The sequence below is a fragment of the Nocardia brasiliensis ATCC 700358 genome (genome assembly GCF_000250675.2).
Taxonomy (GTDB): domain Bacteria; phylum Actinomycetota; class Actinomycetes; order Mycobacteriales; family Mycobacteriaceae; genus Nocardia; species Nocardia brasiliensis_B.
The window spans coordinates 828,338-851,117 of sequence record NC_018681.1 but is presented as its reverse complement, the minus strand read 5'-3'; the positions used below and the strand labels follow the sequence as shown (position 1 = coordinate 851,117).

The 22,780-nt window shown below is 69.1% G+C and carries 20 protein-coding genes; 8 read left to right on the top strand and 12 right to left on the bottom strand.

Features of this window, described 5'->3' with window-relative positions; translation table 11 throughout:
* Positions 1-15: 15 nt before the first annotated feature.
* The 5 genes from O3I_RS03895 (at position 16) to O3I_RS03875 (ending at position 6,014) form a co-directional block, all read left to right on the top strand.
* Entirely contained in the window at positions 16-1,476 is a 1,461-nt protein-coding gene (locus tag O3I_RS03895; protein ID WP_014981590.1) for a flavin-containing monooxygenase, read from the top strand.
* Positions 1,477-1,508: 32 nt separating this feature from the next.
* Positions 1,509-3,638 (top strand): ABC transporter ATP-binding protein, encoded by a 2,130-nt coding sequence (locus O3I_RS03890; RefSeq protein WP_014981589.1) that lies wholly within the window; start codon positions 1,509-1,511, stop codon positions 3,636-3,638.
* A 34-nt stretch (positions 3,639-3,672) separates the two neighbouring features.
* Entirely contained in the window at positions 3,673-4,413 is a 741-nt protein-coding gene (locus tag O3I_RS03885; RefSeq protein ID WP_014981588.1) for an energy-coupling factor transporter transmembrane component T family protein, read from the top strand.
* Between the two features lie 55 nt (positions 4,414-4,468).
* Positions 4,469-5,140 carry a hypothetical protein gene (locus tag O3I_RS03880; RefSeq protein WP_014981587.1) on the top strand — a complete coding sequence of 224 codons (672 nt, stop codon included), beginning with the start codon at positions 4,469-4,471 and terminating at the stop codon, positions 5,138-5,140.
* A 220-nt stretch (positions 5,141-5,360) separates the two neighbouring features.
* Complete coding sequence (locus tag O3I_RS03875; protein ID WP_014981586.1) at positions 5,361-6,014, top strand: hypothetical protein; 654 nt, start codon at positions 5,361-5,363, stop codon at positions 6,012-6,014.
* Positions 6,015-6,180: 166 nt separating this feature from the next.
* Here O3I_RS03875 and O3I_RS03870 read toward each other — a convergent pair whose 3' ends face one another.
* From O3I_RS03870 to O3I_RS03845, 6 genes are all read right to left on the bottom strand, one after another.
* Positions 6,181-7,473, bottom strand: a complete 1,293-nt coding sequence (locus O3I_RS03870) for a lipase family protein (RefSeq protein ID WP_081593888.1) — start codon at positions 7,471-7,473, stop codon at positions 6,181-6,183.
* 377 nt (positions 7,474-7,850) lie between these two features.
* Positions 7,851-8,030, bottom strand: a complete 180-nt coding sequence (locus tag O3I_RS03865; RefSeq protein ID WP_014981584.1) for an antitoxin — start codon at positions 8,028-8,030, stop codon at positions 7,851-7,853.
* 100 nt (positions 8,031-8,130) lie between these two features.
* Positions 8,131-10,446: an ATP-dependent DNA ligase gene (locus O3I_RS03860; protein WP_014981583.1), complete on the bottom strand. Its 2,316-nt coding sequence runs from the start codon at positions 10,444-10,446 to the stop codon at positions 8,131-8,133.
* A gap of 51 nt (positions 10,447-10,497) precedes the next feature.
* Entirely contained in the window at positions 10,498-10,722 is a 225-nt protein-coding gene (locus O3I_RS03855; RefSeq protein ID WP_014981582.1) for an antitoxin, read from the bottom strand.
* 38 nt (positions 10,723-10,760) lie between these two features.
* The gene (locus O3I_RS03850) at positions 10,761-11,903 is read right to left on the bottom strand and encodes an MBL fold metallo-hydrolase (RefSeq protein ID WP_014981581.1); all 1,143 of its coding nucleotides are present in this window, start codon (positions 11,901-11,903) and stop codon (positions 10,761-10,763) included.
* Positions 11,903-12,631, bottom strand: a complete 729-nt coding sequence (locus tag O3I_RS03845; RefSeq protein WP_041562399.1) for an enoyl-CoA hydratase — start codon at positions 12,629-12,631, stop codon at positions 11,903-11,905. Before O3I_RS03845 ends, O3I_RS03850 begins: the two co-directional genes overlap by 1 nt.
* Positions 12,632-12,721: 90 nt before the next feature.
* On the opposite strand from O3I_RS03845, the gene O3I_RS03840 reads away from it, so the two are divergent.
* The gene (locus O3I_RS03840) at positions 12,722-13,837 is read left to right on the top strand and encodes an NAD(P)-binding domain-containing protein (protein ID WP_014981579.1); all 1,116 of its coding nucleotides are present in this window, start codon (positions 12,722-12,724) and stop codon (positions 13,835-13,837) included.
* A 113-nt stretch (positions 13,838-13,950) separates the two neighbouring features.
* Here the strand turns inward: O3I_RS03840 and O3I_RS03835 are convergent, their stop codons facing one another.
* A complete protein-coding gene (locus tag O3I_RS03835) occupies positions 13,951-14,808 on the bottom strand; it encodes an aldo/keto reductase (protein WP_014981578.1) in 858 nt (285 codons plus the stop codon).
* Between the two features lie 228 nt (positions 14,809-15,036).
* Between O3I_RS03835 and O3I_RS03830 the strand changes: the two genes are divergently transcribed.
* Positions 15,037-15,366 (top strand): FitA-like ribbon-helix-helix domain-containing protein, encoded by a 330-nt coding sequence (locus O3I_RS03830; protein WP_141691817.1) that lies wholly within the window; start codon positions 15,037-15,039, stop codon positions 15,364-15,366.
* Complete coding sequence (locus O3I_RS03825) at positions 15,366-15,788, top strand: type II toxin-antitoxin system VapC family toxin (protein WP_014981576.1); 423 nt, start codon at positions 15,366-15,368, stop codon at positions 15,786-15,788. The genes O3I_RS03830 and O3I_RS03825 overlap by 1 nt, the downstream gene beginning before the upstream one ends.
* A gap of 69 nt (positions 15,789-15,857) precedes the next feature.
* Here the strand turns inward: O3I_RS03825 and O3I_RS03820 are convergent, their stop codons facing one another.
* From O3I_RS03820 to O3I_RS03800, 5 genes are read right to left on the bottom strand one after another with little or no spacing between them, the layout of a single operon-like run.
* Complete coding sequence (locus tag O3I_RS03820) at positions 15,858-17,486, bottom strand: carboxyl transferase domain-containing protein (RefSeq protein WP_014981575.1); 1,629 nt, start codon at positions 17,484-17,486, stop codon at positions 15,858-15,860.
* 52 nt (positions 17,487-17,538) lie between these two features.
* Complete coding sequence (locus O3I_RS03815) at positions 17,539-18,141, bottom strand: GTP-binding protein (protein ID WP_014981574.1); 603 nt, start codon at positions 18,139-18,141, stop codon at positions 17,539-17,541.
* Positions 18,122-18,496 (bottom strand): DUF742 domain-containing protein, encoded by a 375-nt coding sequence (locus tag O3I_RS03810; RefSeq protein WP_014981573.1) that lies wholly within the window; start codon positions 18,494-18,496, stop codon positions 18,122-18,124. The genes O3I_RS03815 and O3I_RS03810 overlap by 20 nt, the downstream gene beginning before the upstream one ends.
* A 7-nt stretch (positions 18,497-18,503) precedes the next feature.
* A complete protein-coding gene (locus O3I_RS03805; protein ID WP_011207200.1) occupies positions 18,504-18,917 on the bottom strand; it encodes a roadblock/LC7 domain-containing protein in 414 nt (137 codons plus the stop codon).
* Entirely contained in the window at positions 18,914-22,579 is a 3,666-nt protein-coding gene (locus tag O3I_RS03800) for a sensor histidine kinase (RefSeq protein WP_081593887.1), read from the bottom strand. Before O3I_RS03800 ends, O3I_RS03805 begins: the two co-directional genes overlap by 4 nt.
* Positions 22,580-22,780 lie beyond the last annotated feature (201 nt).

Here is a 22,780-nt window from a genome sequence, read left to right as displayed (position 1 = left end):
CGTGAGGAGTGTCACATGGCAGCAGGGCGGCAGCCGTCGGTGGTGATCATCGGCGCGGGGTTCGGCGGGATCGGGATGGCGATCGAGTTGCGCCGCAACGGTTTACCCGACATCACCATTCTGGAGCGGGCCGCGGACCTCGGCGGTGTGTGGCGCGAGAACACCTATCCCGGCGCCGCCTGCGACGTGCCGTCCCCGCTGTACTCGTTCTCCTTCGAGCCGAAGCCGGACTGGCCGCAGCGCTATTCCGGACGCCTCGCCATCCACGACTACCTGCGCGGTGTGGCGGCCCGCAACGGCGTGCTCGACAGCATCCGATTCGGCGCCGACGTGACGCACGCCGAGTTCGACGACGCGACCGGCCGCTGGACGGTACACACCGCGGACGGCACCGCGCGCACCGCGGACGTGCTGATCCCCGCGGTCGGACAGCTGTCCCGGCCCGCCCTGCCGGATATCGCGGGCCTCGACACGTTCGCGGGCCCGGCGTTCCACTCCGCGGAGTGGGACCACACGGTCGAACTGAGCGGCAAGCGGGTCGCCTGTATCGGCACCGGCGCGAGCGCTATCCAGTTCGTCCCCGAGATCCAGCCGCGGGTGGCCGAATTGACGCTGTTCCAGCGCACACCGGCCTGGGTGATCCCCAAGTTCGACACCGATTACTCGCCGGTCCAGCACCGGTTGTTCGCCCGCCTGCCCGGCGCGCTGCTGGTCGAGCGGTTCGGCTGGTGGGCGATCGCGGAGTTCGTCTCGCTCGGCCTGGTGGAGTTCCCGGCCATCGCCCGGCTGGTGGCCCGCATCGCCGAACGGCATCTGCGCAAGCAGGTCGCCGATCCGCGGCTGCGGGCCGAGCTCACCCCGGACTACCCGATCGGCTGCAAGCGCGCCTTGTTCTCCAACGACTACTACCCGGCCCTCACCCAGCCGAACGTGCACGTCGAGACCACCGCCATCACCGAGGTGATGCCCGAGGGCGTACGCACCGCCGACGGCACCGTGCACCCGGCGGACGTGATCATCTACGGCACCGGTTTCAAGGGCACCGAATTCCTCTGGCCCATGGACATCTACGGCCGCGCGGGCCGCAAGCTGTCCGATGCCTGGGCCGAGGGGGCGCACGCGTTCTACGGCATCGCCGTGCCGGACTTCCCCAACCTGTTCCTGGTCTACGGCCCGAACACCAACCTCGGGGTCGGCTCGATCATCTACATGATCGAATCGCAGGCCCGCTATATCCGTCAGGCGGTCGCGCTGCTCGGCGACGGGCGGCGGCTCGAGGTGCGTGCCGACCAGGAGCAGCGGTTCAACGACGCGCTGCAGCAGCGGCTGTCCCGAACCCCGTGGAACTTCTGCTCGAGCTGGTATCGCGACGCCGCGGGCCGGATCACCAACAACTGGCCCGGTTCGCAGACCAGCTACCGCCGTCACCTCCGCAAGCTCGACCCGGCGGACTACACCCTCACCTCCGCAGGCTGAGGCGGGTCGGCGCGGGGTGGCAGACTTGTGCCGTGAGTGGACTGCCGACAGCTGACAAACCGGCCGAGCACGGGCCGTTGCGTCCGATCGAGCTGGCCACCGGCGCGGTGCTCGGCGGCGCCACCGTCGGGCTGGTCACCGTCGGGTCGGTGATCCCGATGGCCGCCGCGCTGAATCTGGTCGCGGCGGTGCCGATGGGGATGATCGCGCACCGGTTCCGGTTGCGCGCACTGCTCACCGCCGCCATCGCGGCGACCCTGGTCACCTTCGTCGCGACCGGGCTGCTCGCCACCATCGGGCTGCTGATGACCTCGACGATCGCGGGCATCATCGGCGTGCAGAAGCGCCGTGGCGGCGGATTCGTGACCGTGTTCGGCCTCTCGGTGCTGGCCGGGCTGATCTGGGGCGCGTTCTCGGTCGGCTTCCTGCAGGTGGTCACCGCGACGCGCAACCTGGTGTTCGACAACATCCGCAACGCCTCACGCGGCATCCAGGATCTCGCGGCGCGCCAATCGCAACTGGAACCGCTCGGCCGCGCCGCCGCGGATATCACCGATTCGGTGCTGCGGTGGTGGTGGCTGTGGGTCGGCGGCGGCGCCGCGCTCGGCATCGTGACCACGACGCTGTTCTCCTGGTTCGTGCTCGGCTCGGTGCTGGACCGGCTGGCCTGGCTGCCCGGCCACGACCGGCTCGACGCGCCGCCGGACGACCGGCCGATCGGGCCGCTGCCGGTGACCTTGCAGGGCGCCGGATTCCACTACCCGGATGCGCAACGCGCGGCGCTGCGCGATATCGACCTGACCGTGGACGTCGGCGAGTTCGTCGCGGTGGTCGGGCACAACGGCTCCGGCAAATCGACGCTGACCCGGCTGCTCGCGGGCCTGCCGCCGACGACCGGCACCGTGCGCCGGCCGGGCTCAGCGGGCCTCGGGCATCCCGGCGGCACCGCGCTGGTCATGCAGCGGCCGGAGAGTCAGACCCTCGGCGTGCTCGTCGCCGACGACGTGGTGTGGGGCCTGCCACCGGAACTCGCGGCCGAGGTCGACGTCGAGGCGCTGCTCGGCGAAGTCGGTTTGGCGGGCATGGGCGCCAAGGAGACGGCGACGTTGTCCGGCGGGCAGCAGCAGCGGCTCGCGGTCGCCGCGGCACTGGCCCGCAGACCCGCACTGCTCATCGCCGACGAGGCCACCTCGATGATCGATCCCGACGGGCGCCGCGAACTCGTCGAACTGCTTGCCGCGCTGCCGAAACGACACGGCATGGCCGTGGTGCTGGTGACCCACCACGAGGCCGACGCCGACGCGGCCGACCGGGTGGTGCATCTCGCGGACGGGCGCGCGGTGGACAGCCTGCCCGCCTGGCCCCGGCCGGCCCGCGCGGACCGGCGCAGGCCGATGGGCGAGACCCTGCTCGAATTACGCGGCGTACGACACACTTACAACCGCGGCACCCCGTGGGAGGCGGCGGCGCTCGACTCCGTCGACCTCACCGTGCGCCGCGGCGAGGCCCTGCTGGTGGTCGGCGGCAACGGATCGGGCAAGTCCACCCTCGCCTGGATCATGGCCGGATTGATCGAACCCAGTTCCGGCCGTTGCGAACTCGGCGGCAAGTCGATCACCAAGCAGATCGGCCGGGTGGAACTGGCCTTCCAGCATTCCCGGCTGCAATTGCAGAAGCAGACGGTCGGCGCGGAGATCGCGGACTGGGGCGGACGGGCCACCGGCTCGGGCGCGGTCGGGCGGGCGCTGGACGCCGTCGGCCTCGATCGCTCGCTGGCGGCCCGCTCGATCGAGGAGCTCAGCGGCGGCCAGGCCAAGCGGGTGGTGCTCGCGGCCATCGTGGCCAGCCACCCGCAGGTGGTGGTACTGGACGAGCCGCTCGCCGGCCTCGATCCCGAAGGCCGCGCCGATATCGTGGAACTGCTTGCACGGCTACGCGATTCGGGCTTGACCCTGATCGTCATCTCGCACGATGTCGAGGACATGTCCGCGGTGTGCGACCGCACGGTGCACCTGCGGTCCGGGCGGCTGCTCGCCACCGAATCGGCGACGGACGTCGCGCCGGTACCGAAAACCCTCGCGCCCCACCCTGATCCGCACCCGGCCGGGCCGGCGTCGCGACCGGGCGACGCGGCGTGGGGTCTAGAGCACGGAGGTCGATGATGGACTACGCCACGACGCGTGCCGAGGTGTGCGGATGAGCCTCGTGCTGTTTCGTCAGGTGCCCGTGGAGAGCCCGGTGCACCGGCTCTGGGCGGGCACCAAGATGATCGCGACCTTCCTGATCAGCCTGCTGCTGATGGTCCTGCCGACCTGGCCGGTGCTCGGCATCCTGATCGCCTTCCTGATCTTCATCGGCGTGGTCGCCCGGCTGCCGCTCGGCACCCTGCCGCGGCTGCCCTGGTGGTTCTGGGCGCTGCTCGTCGCGGGGGCGCTGATCAACCTGCCGGTCGGCGGTCAGGCCCTGCTGCGCTACGCCCAGGTGACGATCTTCGGCCTGATCATGGTGGCCGCGTCCTTCCTCGTCGCCTGGACGACGCCGATGAGCGATATCGCGCCCGCACTCGCCAAACTCGGTGCGCCGCTGCGCAAACTCCGGGTGCCCGTCGACGAGTGGGCGGTAGTCGTCGCGCTCACCCTGCGCGGTCTGCCGCTGCTGATGGACGAGATCCGGGTGCTGCGCGCCGCGCGCAAACTCCGGCCCAAAGACGGCGCGCTCTATCTGGCCACCGAGAACGTGCTGATCGATATCCTCACCGCCGCCATGGCCGTATCCACCCGCCGCGCGGGCGAACTCGGCGAAGCGATCTCCGCGCGCGGCGGCACCGGCGAACTCGCCGCCCATCCCAGCTCGCCGGGACGACGCGACGCCATCGCACTGGCCGTCGTATTCGCCGTGTGCGGCGGCGCGTTCGCCCTCGGCCTCGCGCTGCTCTGAGCGGGCCCGCCCCGCCTCCCGGAAGACGTTGCGCCGACGGGTGATACTGGCCCGAATGAGTGACGACGCGGTACCGGCTTGGCAGCGACGGACCGCCCGGGAGTCCCGGGCGGCGATGTCGGTGGCCGTGCTGGCCATGATCGGGTTGCAGCTCGCGTTGCCGGACCGGTTTCTGCCGGCGCCTGGATGGTTGCTGCCGGCGCTGGAAGGTTTGCTCGTGGTCGTGCTGGCGGTAGCCGATCCGCTGCGCCGCGACCGGGAAGAGAACTGGTTGCGCTGGGGCGGGCTGATATTGGTCGGCCTGCTCGCGATGGCGACCGCGTATTCGGCCTATCACCTGGTCATGGGACTGATCGACGGGACGCTCAGCGACGACCCGGCCCGGTTGCTCGGTTCCGGCGCGGCGATCTGGCTGACCAATGTGGTGGTGTTCGGGCTCGGCTATTGGGAGTTCGACCGGGGCGGCCCAGGCGCCCGGGCAAACGCGCGAAAACCGTTGCCGGACTTCTTGTTTGTCCAGATGCAGAACCCCGAACTGGCAGACCCGGAATGGGAGCCCCAGTTCATGGACTACCTCTACCTGTCCTTCACGAACGCCACGGCCTTCAGCCCGACGGACGTGATGCCGATGACGCGGTGGGCGAAGGCGATGATGATGGCGCAGCCGGGGATCTCGCTCGTGCTCGCGGCCCTGGTCATCGCCCGTGCGGTCAACGTGCTGCACTGAGCCGGAATTGAATAGCCAACGGCTATAACATAATCCGCGTATTTTAAACCGAAAGAATACCCCCTATTTTTGGGGCCAAACGCCTCCGGGGCGGTACAGTTATCTGTGGAGTAGCTGTTGTTTGAATCACATGGTGTCTGCGCACCGCAGTGGGGGAAGGAAATTCGGCGTGCGCAGCGTTCTCCAATGCTTGAAACCTGATGAAGATGGGAACACCCGAATGATTCTCCGCAAGATCACCGCGGCTGCCATTCCTCTCGTCGCGGCGGTCGCCGTCGGCGCGGGCACCTCGTACGCAGCGCCGGCCGCCCCGGCCGCCAACGACATCGGCTATGCGTCGAACCTGGTGGGCGACAAGATCATCACCACGCTCACCGGCGGCTCGTTCGAGGTCGCGGGCGATGCGGTCGCGGTGAAGGACGAGGCAGGCAACACCGTGGTGACCATGCCGCTGGCCTTCCGGCAGGACGGCCTGGAATACCCGCTACCGCACGCGGTGAGCGACGCGGGCCGCACCCTGGAACTAACCGTGGTCAAGGACGCGGCGAAAGCGCGTCCGGTACCCGCGACGGAAATCGCCTCGCCGTATGAGAATCAGCGGGCCCAGGACGCATTTCTCTCGCAATTCGGCATCGCGACCGCGGTCGGCGGTTTCATCGGCACCGCGATCGGCGCGCTGGTCGGCCTGACCGGCATCCTCGGGGGTCCGACGGTGATCGCCAGCGTCCTGGCGGGCGCCGCGATCGGTGGCATCATCGGCACCATCGTCGCCGGTGGACCCACCCTGATCGTCGCGGGCATCGACCTGATCGGCACCCTGACCGCGCCGCCGGGCACCACCAAGTGGATGAACGACGGCAGCCCCAAGAACTGACGCGCACCCACCACGGCGCACATCGGCCCGCTCGGCCGGTGTGCGCCGTGCTGTTTTGCGCGGCAGCGGCTTTCAGTGCGGGCGCGACGCGCACCTTTTCGTGCCAGCAGCGGCGCGTCGCTCGGCGCGTCCGTGCGCGGCACGCGAAAAGGTGCGCGGCAGCCGGCTAGCGCGCGTGGCAACCCCGCGGCACGGGAGCGCCGGCCACCCGGTCGGCGAGGTAGGCCATGGCGCCGAGCGCTTCGCCCGCGGCGGCCGGATTGTGGCCGGGGAGCGGCGAATTCAGATACGTGATGTCGGCGCCCTGTGCGCAGTAGCGGCCCACCAGGTCGGTGAAGCCCGCCGGGGGGATCACGTCGTCGGTGGTGCTGTGGTACAGGTACAACGGCACCGTCGGGGCGGGGTCGCCCAGCTCCTGGCCTGCGGTGGCGGCACGAAAACTGGGGTGGGACAGCAGGTCCGGGACGGCGGCGTAGTCGTCGACGCGGGCGCCCATGTACTTCAGCACCAGATCGGGACCACAGGCGTTCCCGTCCGCGGCCAGCATCGCTCGACCACGATCGTTGAGCAGGTCGGCGACACCGGCGCTCGGCTGGTCCTTGATCGCCGCGAGCAGGATGAGCATGGCCAGGCCCGCCTGGCCGGTACCGTCCACGTGCTTCGCGATGGCGGGCCAGTTCGACGGCAAGCCGCCCGCGGCGATGCCCGCGAATTGGACGTCCGGCGCGTACTGCGGCTGCATCTGCGCCGCCCACAGCGTCGCGAACGCCCCACCCGAATAACCCCATGCGGTGATCGGCGTCTGCGGGCCGAGACCGGCCGCGGGCAACGCGCGCGCGGCCCGGATACCGTCCAGCACACCGTGACCCGCGTTGACCCCGTCCAGGAATCGCGCCTGCGGGCCCTCGTGATCGCTGGTCACCACCGCCCAGCCGCGGCGCAGCGCGTCGGCCATGAACGGGGTGTCGATCAGGGCTTGCGCGCCACCGAGATCGCCGCCGCCGCGCAGCGCGTAGGACGGCGCGCACCGGCTGCCGAGGCTGTCCTCGGCGATCTGATACGACAGCAGCGGCCGCGGTCCCGGCCCGAACCAGGGCAGCATCGGCACCATGACGGTGGCGACGTCCGCGATGGCGGCGCCGCCCGCGTCGGTGCTGCGGTACTTCACCTGCCAGGTCGAAACCGGTAGCGGCAGCCCGAACAACGCGATCTGGCGCGAGTCCACGATCGCGCCCTCGGCGTAGGCGGCGAGGTCGGCAGGGGCCGCGTAGAAGGGGTCGGCGTCCGGGGGCGGAATCTGGGCGTGCGCCGTCCCCGACGGGACGATCGGCGTCGCGGTCAGCAGCGCGGCGGCGGCCACCGATAAGCCGAATCTGAGCAGGGCCGCTCTCCGGGTTCGGGTGGATGTTGCCGCGCCGACGAACGTTGCCCCACTACCGATTCCGCTCGGAGTCGCCATGGCAGGCAACCTACCCTGCCCGCGCTCGCCCCGGCCGGTACTCGCCGGATGTTTCGCCGAAACCCCTAATTCGTTGCCGGACCGACATATTCGGCCGACCGGCCGCGATAGACCGGACACGCCGCGCTCGGCGGCAGCAGGATGGTCGCGCACAGGGCCTCCCCGGGTTCGCCCGGGCGCACTCGCGCACCAGCCGTGACCTGCGCCGATTCACTCGAGCCCCGGGTTGTCCACGGTACTTGCCGGGCGCGGGGCCGGGCAACGGGCATCCTCGGTCAAGGCCGCCGCCGCGCGTGTCCGCCGCCGAAAGATGCTTCGCCCCAACGGGTTCGATGCCGCTTCGGCTGCAGAACGAACTGGACGCCCCGCAGCCGGTCTCAGCCCTCCTTGCGCAGGGCCTTCTTCGCCGCCTCCTGCGCGGAGTCCACCTGCCCCGCGAACTTACCGCCGGTTTTCTGGTCGACGATATCGCCCGCCTTCTCGATGACGGTCTCCACCTTGTCGGCGTTCTGCTGCGCCAGGTCGAGCGCCTTGCCTGCCAGGTTCTTGAAGTCCACCGTGCACTCCTCGTTCTCGCGCTGAGTTCAACCGCGGACTCACCCTACCGAGGCGAACACGTGCCGCGACGGCACGACGAGCGCGAAAACGGTCACACCGTCAGTCCTGCGCGCCGAGCCAGGCCGGGTGCCACAGCCGGCCGGTCTCGGTCCAGTTCATGAACCGCACCGAGCCGCGCAGTTTCGGTGTCACCCACACCGCTTCCTTGCGTTCCTCGGCGGTCAGGTCGTTGTCGAACGGGTTCGTCTTGCGTTCGAGCTTCGCCAACCGTCCCGCCAGCCCCTGCATGTCGGCATCGTTGAAGCCGGTGCCGACCCGGCCGACGTAGATCAGCCTGCCCTCGTACGGAATGCCGACGAGCAGCGACTTGAACTCGCGCGCTTCGCTGCGCCGCCAGCCGCCGACCACCACGTCCTGGGTTCGCCAGTTGCGTTGCTTCACCCAGGAGTGCCCGCGCTTACCCGGCAGATAGACCGAATCCCTGCGTTTGGCGATCACGCCTTCCATACCGTGGTCCTGGCTGTAGCGCACCGCGTCGGCGCCCTCGCCGTCCAGTCGCGGCGGCACCCGCAGCGACGGCGCGGTACCGGCGAGCGCCTCCAGCACCCGGCGCCGGTCCGAATACCGTTTCCGGACAAGCGAAGTGCCGTCCAGGTACAGCACGTCGAAGGCCACGAACACGGCCCGCGCCGCATCCGCTTGCAACAGGCCGAGATTGGCGACACCGTGATCGTCGAACACCACCGCCTCACCGTCGAGCACCACCTCGTGCCCGGCCAGTTCGTCGGCCAGCGGCCCGATCCCCGGGTACCGCGCGGTCACCACGTTGCCTTTGCGGCTACGCAAAGTCATTGTGCCGGAGCTGATCTCCGCGATCAGCCGGAAGCCGTCCCACTTCGTCTCGAAGCACCACTCGTCGGTGTGCAGATCCGCGACGTCGCCGGGGGTCGCGAGCATCGGCGCCAGTCCCCGCGGGAACGGCGCCGGACCGCTGGACACCCTGATGATCCGCCCGGTCGAGGCCGTGTCCGCACCGTTCGGCTCGGGCTCGGCCGCGTCGCCGTGCTGTTCCCGCATCAGGTGCATCAGCCACTGATTGCCGTTGGTCTGGATCAGCGCATAGCGCCCGTTGAGGCGTTCGCCGTGGAATCGGACGATCACCTCGTCGTCCCGCCATTTCTCGGTGACGTAGGTGCCGGAGTCCCAGATCGTCATCTCGCCCCCGCCGTACTGCCCCTTCGGGATCGTGCCGTGGAAATCCAGGTACTCCAGCGGGTGGTCCTCGGTGTGCACGGCGAGGCGGTTCTGCTTCGAGGAGGTGGGCGGTCCCTTCGGCACGGCCCAGCACACCAGCACGCCGCCCCGCTCCAGCCGCACGTCCCAATGCAGCCGCCGGGCATGGTGCTCCTGCACGACGAAGCGACTGTCCTCCCCCGGCACCGGCCGGTCGGCCGGCACGGGCTCGGGAGTGCGCGCCGGATCACGCATCGACCGGTACTTCGCCAAGGCGTCGGGGCCCGACTCCGCCGAGGCGGTATTACGCTGCGGCAGCGCCGGATCCAGCTCGGCGAGCAGGTCGCCGTCGGACTGCCAGCGCGCGAGGACTTCGTCGAAACGCAGGTGCCGCAGCTTTTTCCGGCTCTCCAATTCCCGCCAGCTACGGGGCGCCGCCGCATTCGGCTGCTCCCGCCCGCGCAGCGAATAGGGCGCGATGGTGGTCTTGGACGGGTTGTTCTGGCTCCAGTCGAGGAATACCTTGCCGCCGCGGACGGATTTCGACATGGTGGCCGTCACCAGATCGGGATGCAGCTTCTCCAGATTGCTCGCGACCTGCTTGGCCACCGTCGACGCGCCGCTGCCGCGCAACTCCCGATCCAGCGGGACATAGAGATGAATTCCCTTGCTACCGCTGGTCACCGGGAACGCGCGCAGGCCGATGCCCTCGACCATATCGCGTACCGCCAGCGCGACCTTCGCGCATTCGGCCAGCCCGGCGCCGGGCCCGGGATCCAGGTCGAACACCAGCCGGGTGGCCGGCCCTCGCTCGTCATCGTCGAAACGCCATTGCGGCACATGAACTTCCAGGGCCGCCTGCTGGCCGAGCCAGGCCATCCCCGCCTCGGATTCGATCAGCGGGTAGGTGACCGTGCGATCGGAGTGCCGGACGGTGCGTCGCTCGATCCAGGACGGCGCGTGCGACGGAAGGTTCTTCTCGAAGAAGGAGGGTTCGTCGACGCCGTTGGGCCAGCGCTTCCTGGTGACCGCTCGACCGGCGATATGCGGCAGCATGGCGGGCGCGATCGCCGAATAGTAGGCGATGACTTCACCTTTGGTGGTGCCGGTGGCTGGATACAGCACTTTGTCGAGGTTGCTCAGCTCAACCTCGATACCCCCGAAGTTCCGGCGGGCGGCCATGACAACGAGTTTAGAGGCGGGGACCGACAGAAACCGGGTCCCCGCCGCTCATCAGCCCTGCGGACCCGGCTGCTCGGGGGTACCCGGCTGTTCCGGCGGGACCGCCTTCTTGGCGGCCTCCTTGCCCTTCGCGATCTTGTCCGAGTACTTGCCCTGCGTCTTCTGGTCGATGAAGTCACCGCCCTTGTCGATCGCGTCGTTGATCTTGTCGGCGTTCTTGGCTGCCGCGTCCTTGCCCTTGCCGACCAGGCCCTTCAGAGTATCGGCGAAGCTCATAGCGTTCGATCCTTTCCGTAGCCCACTAGCACGAGTGTTCACCCCACATCTTCCCACCACGAATCCCGTGCGGGTGCCCCATCGGGATCGACCCGCTGACCAGGCATCGGAACGGCGATCGTGGTGCCGGCCCGCTCCGCCGCCGCGACCATCCGGCGCACCGGCTCGGACCAGCCGTGGAAGGCGAGGTTGAAGGTGGCCCAGTGAATCGGCACCAGCAGGCCGTAACCCGCGTTGCCGACGCACAGATCGGCGTGCGCGCGTACCGCCTCCTCCGGATTCATGTGCACGTCACGCCACCGCTCGTCGTAGGCGCCGATCGGCAGCAGCGTCAGATCGAACGGGCCGAGCGCGGCACCGGCGTCGGCGAACGCCTTGGTGTAGCCGGTGTCGCCGCCGAAGTACGCCCGCCGGGTCGGGCCGACGATCGACCACGACGCCCACAGCGTGGTGTTGCGTATCAGTCCGCGGCCGGAGAAGTGCCGCGCTTCGGTGCAGGTGATGGTCAGATCCGCGTCCGCGTGCGCCCGGCCCAGCGCGGACATCGAAACCGAACCGCCCCAATCCAATTCGATGATCCGATGCTCGGGCACGCCCCAGTGCCGCAGATGCGCGCCGATGCCGATCGGCACCAGGAACGGTGCGGTCTGGCGCAGCACGAGTTCGCGGACGGTGTCCTTGTCCAGGTGGTCGTAGTGATCGTGCGAGATGATCACCGCGTCCACCGCGGGCAGGGCGGACAGCGGCGTCGGCACCGGGTGCATCCGAGTCGGCCCGACCAGGGCGGACGGCGAAACCCGTTCGCTCCACACCGGATCGGTGAGCACCCGGTAACCGTCCACCTCGATCAGCGCGGTGGCGTGCCCGTACCAGGTGACGGCCAGTTCGGCGGCCGCCGCGGGCAACTGCGGTGTCTGCAACGGGATCACTCCGGTCGGCCGGCCCGCGTTGCGTTTGGTGAGCGCCGAAACCAGCAGGGACGGCGCCGATCCCGCCGCGATCTGACTACTCGGCTCGGTGTTGTGGAACTGGCGGTCGCGGTAGGTGGTCGCGCCCGTCGCGTACGGCTGGATGGCCGAGATCGAGGCGCCCATCGCGGAGGGGATACCCCACGCCGCGCGCACCACCCAGGTGAGACCGAGCGCCCCAGCCGCCCAACCCATGATGCCGCGAATGCTCATCATCGCCCCACAAATTTCGCGGCACGCTTCTCTTGCCTGGCCAGGCGCCCCTCCTGGGCGTCGGCGCTGCTCCACGCCGCCTCCAGGGCGGCGCGCTGCTGCGCGGTGTCCGGCGCCCTGGTGCCGTCGTCGTTGAGCACCAGCTTCATGTGCCGCAGCGACAGCGGCGCCAGCGCGGCGATCTGCTTGGCCCAGGACTGCGCGTCGGCGAGCGAGCCGAGCCGGTTCGCGAAGCCGAACGTGTAGGCGTCGGCCGCGGTCACCGAGTCCGCGCCGAGCAGGATGGTCCGGGCGGGACCGCCGCCGATCAGCGAGACCAGCCTCGTCATCGTCCAGCGATCCACCGAGATGCCGAGCTTGGCCGCGGGCACCGCGATGTAGGCGTCCGGCTCCAGCACCCGCAGATCCGAGGCCAGCGCCAGCTGCACGCCCGCGCCGAGCGCGCCGCCGTTGATCGCCGAGATCACCGGGATCGGCACCGACTCGATGGTGTGCAGCATGTCCATCAGGCCGCCGAGGAACTCCTGCGAGTAGACCCCGGACAGGTCCGCGCCCGCGCTGAAGATGGGACCGCGCCCGGTCAGCACGAGCACCCGTGCGTCGTCGGCGACGGCGGCGAGGACGGCTTCGCGCAGCAGCGTGATGAGTTCGAGGTTCAGCGCGTTGCGCCGCTCCTCGCGCTGAAGTTCGATGGTCACTACGTCACCGTCTCGGCTAACTCCGAGCATGCGACCTCCCCAACTGAGCGATCCGTCTGGTTACATTCACTTTGCCACAGCGGACGGCACACTTCGTTGAAGCCGATACGATCATCGGCTGTGCCGACAGACTTCGACATCCTGGTGATCGGCGCTGGTCAGGCGGGACTGTCGGCCGGTTATCACCTCCAGCGCCTCGGGCTACGCCCCGAGCAGGACTTTCTCATCGTCGACCATTCGCCGGGACCCGGTGGGGCCTGGCAGTTCCGCTGGCCATCGCTGACCCTGACCACCGTGAACCGGGTGCACGACCTCCCGGGCATGTCGTTCGCCGAGACTTTGCCGCCCGGCTCGGAGTCGGCGCCCGCGGCGACCGCGGTGCCGCACTATTACGAGCTCTACGAGAAGCGATTCGACCTGCGCGTGCGTCGGCAGGTCTCGGTAACTGTCGTGTGCGACCGCGCGGCGGACGGCAGCCCCGCCGAGCACGGGCCGGTGCTCAACGCCGAAACCGGCACGGCCGGAACCCTTCGGGTACGCGGCCTGATCAACGGCACCGGCACCTGGGAACGTCCGTTCATTCCGCGCTATCGCGGGGCGGAGACCTTCACCGGACGCCAGCTGCACACCCACGACTACCGCACCGCCGCGGAGTTCGCGGGCCGGCACGTGGTCGTGGTCGGCGGCGGGATCTCGGCGGTGCAGTTGCTCGACGAGATCTCCCAGGTCACCTCGACCACCTGGGTGACGCGCACGGAACCGATCTTCCGCGAGGACTCGTTCGGCCCCGAGGACGGGCGCGCGGCGGTGGCGAAGGTGGAGGACCGGGTGCGCCGCGGGCTACCGCCCGGCTCGGTGGTCTCGGTCACCGGGCTGCGTCTCGACGACCGGCTGCGCGCTGCCCAGGCGCGGGGTGCACTGCATCGCCTGCCGATGTTCGACCACATCGAGCCGGACGGGGTGCGCTGGGCCGACGGGACCTTCCAGCACGCGGAGGTGATCCTCTGGGCGACCGGATTCCGCAGTGCCCTGGACCATCTGGCGCCGCTGCGCCTGCGCGGCCCCGGCGGCGGCATCACCATGACCGGGCGGCTCGCCACCCAGGTCGCGAAGGATCCGCGCATCCATCTGATCGGCTACGGGCCGTCCGCCAGCACCATCGGCGCCAACCGGGCCGGGCGCGCCGCGGCCGCCGAACTCACCCGCTACCTGGGGATTGGGCGCGGATCGGACTGATCAGTCGTTCGAATCGCACCGGAGCGCGCACTGGGTGACCTCCAGTACGGGCCGTCCGCGGCACCGAATCACGTTGACGCCCATCACCTGTGCGCCGCTCGGCGCGCAGGTGCTCAGCCGTCGAGACCGGCGGCGAAGGTGTCGGGGTTGTCGCCCACCCGGCTGTCGGTGTTGAGCGCGTTGATGGCGTCCACCTGGTCGCGGGACAGTTCGAAGTTGAAAACGTCGAAGTTCTCCGCGATGCGGGCGGGCGTGACCGACTTCGGGATGACGATATTGCCGAGCTGCAGATGCCAGCGGATGATCACCTGGGCCGGCGTGCGGCCGACCGCGCCGGCGATCGAGGCGATGGTCTGATCGTCGAGCATGCTGCCCTGACCGAGCGGACCCCACGCCTCGGTGGCGATGGCGTTGGCGGCGTGGAACGCGCGCAGCTCGCGCTGTGCCATCCGGGGATGTAACTCGATCTGGTTCACGGCGGGGATCTCACCGGTTTCGGCGATGAGCCGCTCCAGGTGCGCCTGGGTGAAGTTCGAGACACCGATCGAGCGCACCCGTCCCTGCGTCTTCAGTGCCTGCAACGCGCGGAAGGTGTCCACGTAGCGGTCGGCGGCGGGGACCGGCCAGTGGATCAGATACAGGTCGAGGTACTCCAGGCCGAGCCGCTCCAGGCTGGCGTCGAACGCGCGCAGCGTGGAGTCGAAACCCTGGTCGGCGTTCCACACCTTGCTCGTGACGTAGATCTCGTCGCGCGGCAGGCCGAACTCACGAATCGCGCGGCCGGTGCCCGCTTCGTTGCCGTAGACCGCCGCGGTGTCGATGCTGCGGTAGCCGGCCTCGAGCGCGGCGGTGACGGCCTGCGAAACCTCGTCGTCAGGCACCAGGAAGACGCCGAAGCCGAGCTGCGGAATCACATTCCCGTCGTTGAGGACGATCGAGGGAACGGCGGAGGTCTCGCTTCTGAAGGTCACCCTGCGACGGTAGAAGTGCGGCGGCGAGCCGTCAACGCTGCCCCCTGGCGTGTTGTCTCCATGTTTGCTGTCCCACCTGCGGGTTCACCGCGGCGAACAGTGACCCCCGCGACAGGGCTCCCTCCGACAGATCCGAGCCAGGGATGACGACCGCATCACAGCCCGCGGCACCGCGTCGACCGAAAAATGTTGAGCGCAGATTGAGGGCGTCACGCTATCATTGGGTGCATGGCGACCACCAAGACCCCGAAGGCCAAGGCGAAGGCTGCCAGAACAGTTCGTAAGTCGACCACGACAAACCTCAATGTGCGCAATCTGGACCCAGCGATCAAAGCCGCCATTCAGCAGCGGGCCAGCAGCAACGGACGGTCCATGGAGGCGGAGGTGCGGGCGATTCTCACCCACGCCGCCGATGAAGACACCAGCCAGGCTCCCGTGGTCAACCCACTCTCGGGTGCGGCCCTGCTGGGACGCCTAGCACAGCTGCGGGAAGCACTGGACGGGGAAGTGCCAGAAATCGGTGCGCGGCACGAAGATTCGAAAGATCCGGCGGAGTAGTGCTGATCCTCGATACGAATGTGATCGCGGCAGCGATGGTTCCCGAAAAGAACCCGGTCGTCGCGGCGTGGCTGGCTACGCTCCCAGGCTTTTACACGACATCCATCACCGTTATGGAAGTGGCCAAGGGCGTCTATCCGATGGCAGCAGGACGCAAACGTGACACGCTGATGGCGGCTTCCGACGCCGTATTCGCACCGCTCGTGCAGGCCGATCGCATCCTCAACTTCGACTACTCCGCGGCGTTCTGTTACGCCTATTTGATGGCGAAGCGGCCGAAACCCAGTGCGGGTGAGGTAACCGACGCCCAGATCGCAGCTATCGCCTTGGCGCATGATGCCGTATTGGTGACGCAGAACGTAAAGGACTTCGTCGGACGCGGTGTCCGGGTTTTCGATCCATCCACCGGCACCGAACACTGATGGATGTCACACTGCCCTACCTGGGCGCTGCCCCACGATAAGCAAACGGAGCTAGGGCCGCCCCCGAGTTCACCGGGGGAGGCCGAGGCGGCGGTAGCGGTGGTGGCGGGCGGCGCGGAGGTCGGCGGGCGGGCGGGTGCGCAGGTGGGCCAGTTCGGTGGCGATGGCGGCGACCATGCGGCGGGCGAAGTCCACCGGTTCGTCGGCGGCGTCGGGGAATTCGGGGACGATGCGGTCGACCACACCGTCGGCGTGCAGGTCGGCGGCGCGGATGCGTTGGGCGCGAGCGAGTTCGGCGGCGTGCTCGGTGTCGCGGTAGACGATGGCGCTGGCGCCCTCGGGCGGTAGCGGGGCCAGCCAGCCGTGGGTGGCGGCCAGGACGCGGTCGGCCGGAAGCAGCGCCAGCGCGCCGCCACCGGTGCCCTGGCCGAGCAGGACCGAGACCGTCGGTGTGTCCAACGTCACGAGATCGGCCAGGCAGCGCGCGATCTCGGGCGCCAGACCGCGCTCCTCCGCCTCCTTCGACATCGCGGCGCCGACCGTGTCGATGACGAGCACGAGCGGCAACCGCAACTCTTCGGCAAGCGCCATGGCTCGGCGCGCTTCGCGCAGGGCGGCCGGCCCCATAGCGTATTCGCCGAGCTGCCCGGTCCGGTCGTGCCCGAACACCACACACGGCTGACCACGGAACCGCGCCAGCGCGTGCACGACCGTCCGGTCCGACTCACCCTGCCCGGTACCGCTCAACGGGACCCGCTGCGTCACCTGCCGCAGCAGATCACGAATGCCAGGCCGGTCCGGGCGGCGCGAGATCAGCACCGACTCCCACGCCGAAGCGGCTCGCTCCGAGAGCGCCGCTGCCCCAACCGGACTCGGCACCGGGGCAGGATCAGCGGCTTGCCCGGACGTCGCCGTGGTCGCGACATAGTCAGGCCCCAATACTCGTTGCGGTTCCGCCGCAGTGGAATTCATCGCATCGATCTGCGTTTGTGACGGGATAACCTTCACCACAACGCTTTCCGGCGCCACCACTCCGCTGAACACACTCAACGCGCGGTGGGCGATGCGCCGGAAGACGGTGACGGTCACCGCCCCGTCGATAACGCCTCGGCGATAAAGGTTTTCGGCGGTCTGCACGCCCTCCGGGAACGGCTGCCCGTACAGGGCCTGGTACACACGCGGCCCGAGGAACCCGATCATCGCACCGGGCTCGGCAAAAGTCATGTGCCCCAACGAACCCCACGAGGCGAAAACGCCGCCCATGGTGGGGTCACGCAGATAGACCAGATACGGGTGGCCCGCCGATTTGTGCGCGGCGACCGCGCCCGCGATCTTCACCATCTGCACGAAGGCGACGGTGCCCTCCTGCATACGGGTGCCACCGGAGGTCGGTGAGGCGATGAGCGGCAACCCGAGCTCGGTGGCGCGCTCGACGGCGGACACGATCCGTTCCGCCGCGGCGACGCCGATCGAGCCGGCGAGAAAGCCGAATTCGCAGGCGATTACGGCCACTCGACGACCACGCAGCATTCCCGCGCCGGTGAGCACCGATTCATCGGTGCCCGCCGCGACCGCTGCCTGTTGCATGTCCTCGCGGTACCGCGGGGTGGCGGCCACCGTGACGGGTGGCCGATCCCAGCTGACGAACGAGGCGGGGTCGAGCAATTGTCCGAGCAGCTCGCGCGCCGAAATCCTCACCGGGTGAGACTAACCAGTCGGCACCGGTGCCGAGGCGACGCCGCGCGAGTGCTCAGTAGCCCTGCATCACCTTGCGCAGGGCGTATTCGGTGAGCGCGACCAAGGCCTGCTTGGCCGGCTCGCGACGCCGGGCGTCGATGGACAGGATCGGCACATCGGCAGGCACCGCGAGGGCCTGCCGGATGTCCTCGATCGGGTAACGCGGCGCGTCGTCGAACTCGTTGAGCGCCACCAGGAAAGGTAGGCCGCGCGCTTCGAAGTAGTCGACGGCCGCGAAGCTGTCCTCGAGCCTGCGGGTATCGACCAGCACCACGGCGCCGATGGCGCCGCGGATCAGGTCGTCCCACATGAACCAGAATCGGTACTGGCCCGGCGTACCGAAGAGGTACAGCACCAGATCGTCGGCGAGGCTGATCCGGCCGAAGTCCATCGCCACGGTGGTGGTCGACTTCATCGGAATGCCGGTCAGGTTGTCGATTCCAGTACTGGCATTGGTCACCAATGCCTCGGTGCGCAGCGGAACGATCTCCGAGACAGCACCGACCATCGTGGTCTTCCCGACACCGAAGCCACCCGCGACCACGATCTTCGCCGACGTCGGCTTGCTGGTACGGGTGTCGACCTGCGCCGTCGAATCAAATACGCCGGAGTCCACTGAGAACCCTTTCGATCAGCTCGCGACGTTCATCGTCGCTGGAATCGTCTTTCAAAGTTGCCGAAACGCGCACATGCCCGGCCTCGATCAGGTCGGCGACCAGCACACGCGCCACCCCGATGGGGATACCCAATCGGGCTGCTACCTCGGCAACGGACGGCGATTCTCTGCACAACTCCACGATTGACGTCTCGATGTTGGTCAGTTCGAACTGCCGCTCCAGGGCGACCGGATGCGATGCGACGAGCGCCTCCAACGCCAACTCGACCGCGGGCCTCGTTCGGCCGGCGGTCAACGAGTATGGGCGGACGAGACTCGGCTCGGCGCTCCCCACGCGGTGATCTTCTATGTCCATCCCACCATCAGGAACCCATCGTGACGCGTGGCGTGGCCTGAACCGTCTGGCCCACACGCTCGACCAACAGCGCCATCTCGTACCCGACCTGACCGATATCGCATGACGTATTGGTCAGCACCGCAAGGTACGAGCCGTCGCCGACTGCCATGAGTAGCAGGTAGCCGTGCTCCATCTCGACGACGGACTGCAACACGGTGCCGCCCTCGAACAGGTTCGAAACGCCGACCGAGAGGCTGGCCAGTCCGGCGGTGACGGCCGAGAGCTGCTCGGCGCGGTCGACGGGCAGCTGAGCGCTCGCGGCCATCAGTAGGCCGTCAGCCGAGACCAGGACGGCATGGGCTACGCCAGGAACCTCGTTGGCGAAGTTCGAAACCAGCCAATCCAGCTGACGATTCGTACCACCTAGATCGGGGTTCATCGGTCTCCTTTATCTCCGGTTAGGTTCATTGCTCTCATTGCGCGGCCATCCCGGACGCCTTGCTGGTGACGACTCAAGCTGGACCTGATTGTTTCTGGATCGCGGCTCGGTGCCCGTTCCACCGCACCGTTGACGGCGCCCGGGACCAGCCTTCCGCCCGGATTGCGTTGCGGCAACCCGGCCGCCGTCTTCGTTTCTGCCTGTGCCTCGCTCGCCCGCCGGGCCGCCTGCCACCCTTCATCACCCGGTGATTCGAAGGAAGCGGCCACTTGGGATCGATCCATATTGGGGTCTGACAGCCACGCGGACATCATTTCCGCGAAAATTGGTGTCCCGCCCATCACCGAATCACCGGTGTCGACCGCGGGCTGCAGCCTGGTCTGGAAGAACGACGCCGTGCGGCCCGGGTTGGCCCGGTAGCTGTGCCGGCCCGGATCGCCGCCGGTCGCGTCCGCGTCGCCGGACGGTTCCTCGATGCCGCGGCTGCGCGGCGAAAGGCCGATGCCGGGCGAGGATTCGCGTTGCGGCAGACCGTCGCCGCCCGGCTCACGCTGGGGCAGATTCGGCGGCACCTGCGAACCCGGTTGCCGTTGCGGCAGCCCGGTCGGCGTCTCACGCTGCGGCAGGCTCGTCGCCGCCGCATGCCGGGACGGCAGCCCACCGGTATTCGAATCACGTTGCGGCAAAACGTCCCCGCTCGGATCACGCTGCGGCAGACCGCTGGAGCTCGAATCACGCTGCGGCAGACCACCTGCGCTGGGATCGCGCTGCGGCAGACCGGAGCTCGGCTCACGTTGCGGCAGGCCACCGGCAGCGCTCTCGCGCTGCGGCAAGCCACCCGCACTCGGATCACGTTGCGGCAGGCCCGAGCTCGGCTCGCGCTGCGGCAAGCCACTCGCACCGGCCGCACGCTGCGGCAGACCACTCGCGCTCGGATCGCGCTGTGGCAAGCCACCGGAAGCACTTTCCCGCTGCGGCAGGCCGCCCGCGCCCGGCTCCCGCTGCGGCAAGCCGGAACTCGGCTCCCGCTGCGGCAGGCCGTTGGCGCCCGCCTCGCGCTGCGGCAGGCCCGGCGAGGGCGCCGCCGACGGACGCTGTGGCAGCCCACCGGCGTTCGGATCGCGCGGGGGCAACCCTTCCCGTTGCGGCAGGCCGTTCGGCCCCTGACGGGGCGGCAGGCCACCGGCATTCGGCTCACGCTGCGGCAGCCCACCGGCCGCGCTCTCGCGCTGTGGCAGGCCGTTCTCGCCGCGCTGGCGCTGCGGCAAGCCGCCGGGCGGCTGGGAGAGTCCGCTGATGCTCGGCTGCGGCACACCGTTGGTGCCCGGCTGCCGCTTCGGCAGTTCGCCCGAATTCGGATCGCGCGGCGGCAGACCCGTCACGGTCGGTTCGGCGGGCGCGCCCGGCGGCCGCGGCGGACCGCCCGGGTTGAGGTTGCGCTTGGGTAGGTTCGCGGCGGCGAGCTTGCCCCGCTGCGGGCCACTGGACTGCTGCTGACCGGGCGCGGGCCGCAGGGTCGGCCCCTGCGCGTTGCCCTGCGTCGCGGCCATATTGCTGCCCGGCTGCCGTTGCGGCAGCCCGCCCGCGGCCGGGATCGGCGTGCTGGGCGACGTGTTCGGCTTGCTGACCGGGATCGGCCCGCTCACCCCGGGATCGACGGTGACCATGACGTTGCCGCCGGGGGTGCGGGTGATCGCCCGCATCTGCATCGACGACGGACCGGCCGGGCGCGTGCGTTCGGGGGTCTGCGGCGACGGGGTGACGGGCTGGGCCGTGATCGGCTTGCCCGCGACGATCAGCCCCACCGGGACGTGCACGGTCACGGTGACGCCGGGATCGCGCGCGGTGTCGAAGGTGGGCCGCAGCCGCACGGTGAGACCGTGCCGCTCGGCCAGCCTGCCGACCACGAAAAGACCCATGTGCCGGGCGGTGTCGGGACCGGGCTCGGCGGTCTGCTCGAGCCGTCGGTTGATATCGGCCATCTCGGCGGGTGGCATACCGATACCGCGGTCGGCCACCTCGATGAGCATGCCCTGATCGTGCGCCTGCGCGAAGGTGAACTTCACGTCGGTCTCCGGCGGGGAGGCGCGCAGCGCGTTGTCCAGCAGCTCGGCGAACAGGTGCGCCATATCGGAGGCGGCGGGCTCGACCAGCGAACCACGCGGGGTGGCACCCAGTTTCACCCGCTCGTAGTCCTCGACCTCGGAGATCGCGGCGCGCAGCACGTCGGCGATCTCGACCGGCGCGGACTTGGCGCGACGCTGCCGGGTACCGGCGAGGATGAGCAGGTTGTCACCGTTTCGCCGCATGCGCGCGGCGAGATGGTCCAGCCGGAACAGGTTTTCCAGCAGGCGCGGGTCCTTCTCGTCGTACTCCATCGCCTCGATCAGGCTGAGCTGATGATCGACGAGCGACTTGGAGCGCCGGGCCAGCGTCTCGAACATGTCGTTGACCTGCGAACGCATCTGCGCCTGGTCGCTCGCCAGACGCAGCGCCTGACCGTGGATGTCGTCGACGGCGCGAGCCAGCTGGCCGATCTCCTCGGTGCTGCGCACCGGCATCGGTTCCAGCGGTACCTCTTCCGGGGACGCGCCGTTGCGGAGCTGGGAAACCTCGTGCGGCAGGTCGCTTTCGGCGACCCGCAGCGCGGCGAGCCGCAGCCGGTGCAGCGGCACGATCATCGAGCGCGCCACGAACACCGCGAGCAACAGCGCGGCGAGGATGGTCGCGACCACGACCGCGGTGTAGGTCCAGGCGTCCCGCTGTGCGGTGGACACCAGGGAGTTCATCGCGCTGTCGATATCTTTGGTCGCCCGGCTCACCACGAGTTCGTAGACCGCGAGGCTGTCGGTCAGCGACTTCTTCAGGTCACCGACCGGAATCCGCCCCGCCTGCGACTCCGGGCTGCTCAGCAGTGCCACTCGGGTGTCGATGCCCGCGCGCAGGTCGGCGATCGACGTGTCGCCATCCGCGAACCGGTGCGACAACACGCTGAGCAGCGAACGCTCGGTGTTGGCGGCGGTGAGGAAGCCCTGCACGCCGGCGGTCGGATTGCGCAGCACCTCGGGGAAGGCGGCGACCTCGCCGACCAGCGTGGCGCGGGTGTTGAGCGAGTCGACCAGCCGCAGTTTCGCGGTGTCGACCGCGGTATCGCTGACCTGGCCGACCGTCGTCTCGACGATCCGCACGCTGTCGTTGCGGACCCGGTCGATCAGTCCGATGGCGTCCGAGGTCGGCGTGGTGCTGACGTTCTTACCCTGCGCCCGAACAGCTTTGGCCTGGGTGAGCATGCTGTCCAGCGCCGCGCGGGCGCCGGCGACACCGTTGAGCCGGTCGGCCGATTTCTCCGCGTTGGCGATCGCCTTGTCGAGATCGGCGAGGTTCTGATCGGTCACCACGGACACATTCGGCGCGACCGCGATCATCTGGGAACCGACGGTCGTCGCCGTCTGCGCACTCAGCGCGGTGACCGCAGGGATCGCCCCGACGTTCTCCGCGACCCCGGCAAGCCGGCTCGAATCCGCGAACTCTGATGAAATCCTGGACACGCCGAGCCCTACCGCGACCGCCAGCGGAACGGCCAGGACTGCCGTTACCTTCCAGCGCAGGTCCCAGTTGCCGAGCGCCCAGCGCCTTCTGCCGGACCTAGCGGCGTCACGCATCTCCCACTCACTTTCCAAACTGGCCCCAACCACGCGCCATCAGCGAACCTCCACACGCATACTGGCTCGACAGGCGGAGCTGGCCGAGAACTGCGGCTGGCCGAGAAATTGCGTCTACGACGGCCCAAATAAGTGACATCAGATTCTAACGGATCAATAACTTCTTGGGTGACTCCGAGTCAGGCTGCGCCCCTTGACCTG

Coding starts and splice junctions, on each gene's coding strand:
- O3I_RS03895 (WP_014981590.1), top strand. CDS start 16: ATGGCAGCAGGGCGGCAGCCGTCGGTGGTGATCATCGGCGCGGGGTTC.
- O3I_RS03885 (WP_014981588.1), top strand. CDS start 3,673: ATGAGCCTCGTGCTGTTTCGTCAGGTGCCCGTGGAGAGCCCGGTGCAC.
- O3I_RS03880 (WP_014981587.1), top strand. CDS start 4,469: ATGAGTGACGACGCGGTACCGGCTTGGCAGCGACGGACCGCCCGGGAG.
- O3I_RS03875 (WP_014981586.1), top strand. CDS start 5,361: ATGATTCTCCGCAAGATCACCGCGGCTGCCATTCCTCTCGTCGCGGCG.
- O3I_RS03870 (WP_081593888.1), bottom strand. CDS start 7,473: ATGGCGACTCCGAGCGGAATCGGTAGTGGGGCAACGTTCGTCGGCGCG.
- O3I_RS03860 (WP_014981583.1), bottom strand. CDS start 10,446: ATGGCCGCCCGCCGGAACTTCGGGGGTATCGAGGTTGAGCTGAGCAAC.
- O3I_RS03855 (WP_014981582.1), bottom strand. CDS start 10,722: ATGAGCTTCGCCGATACTCTGAAGGGCCTGGTCGGCAAGGGCAAGGAC.
- O3I_RS03850 (WP_014981581.1), bottom strand. CDS start 11,903: ATGAGCATTCGCGGCATCATGGGTTGGGCGGCTGGGGCGCTCGGTCTC.
- O3I_RS03845 (WP_041562399.1), bottom strand. CDS start 12,631: ATGCTCGGAGTTAGCCGAGACGGTGACGTAGTGACCATCGAACTTCAG.
- O3I_RS03830 (WP_141691817.1), top strand. CDS start 15,037: ATGGCGACCACCAAGACCCCGAAGGCCAAGGCGAAGGCTGCCAGAACA.
- O3I_RS03810 (WP_014981573.1), bottom strand. CDS start 18,496: ATGGACATAGAAGATCACCGCGTGGGGAGCGCCGAGCCGAGTCTCGTC.
- O3I_RS03805 (WP_011207200.1), bottom strand. CDS start 18,917: ATGAACCCCGATCTAGGTGGTACGAATCGTCAGCTGGATTGGCTGGTT.
- O3I_RS03800 (WP_081593887.1), bottom strand. CDS start 22,579: ATGCGTGACGCCGCTAGGTCCGGCAGAAGGCGCTGGGCGCTCGGCAAC.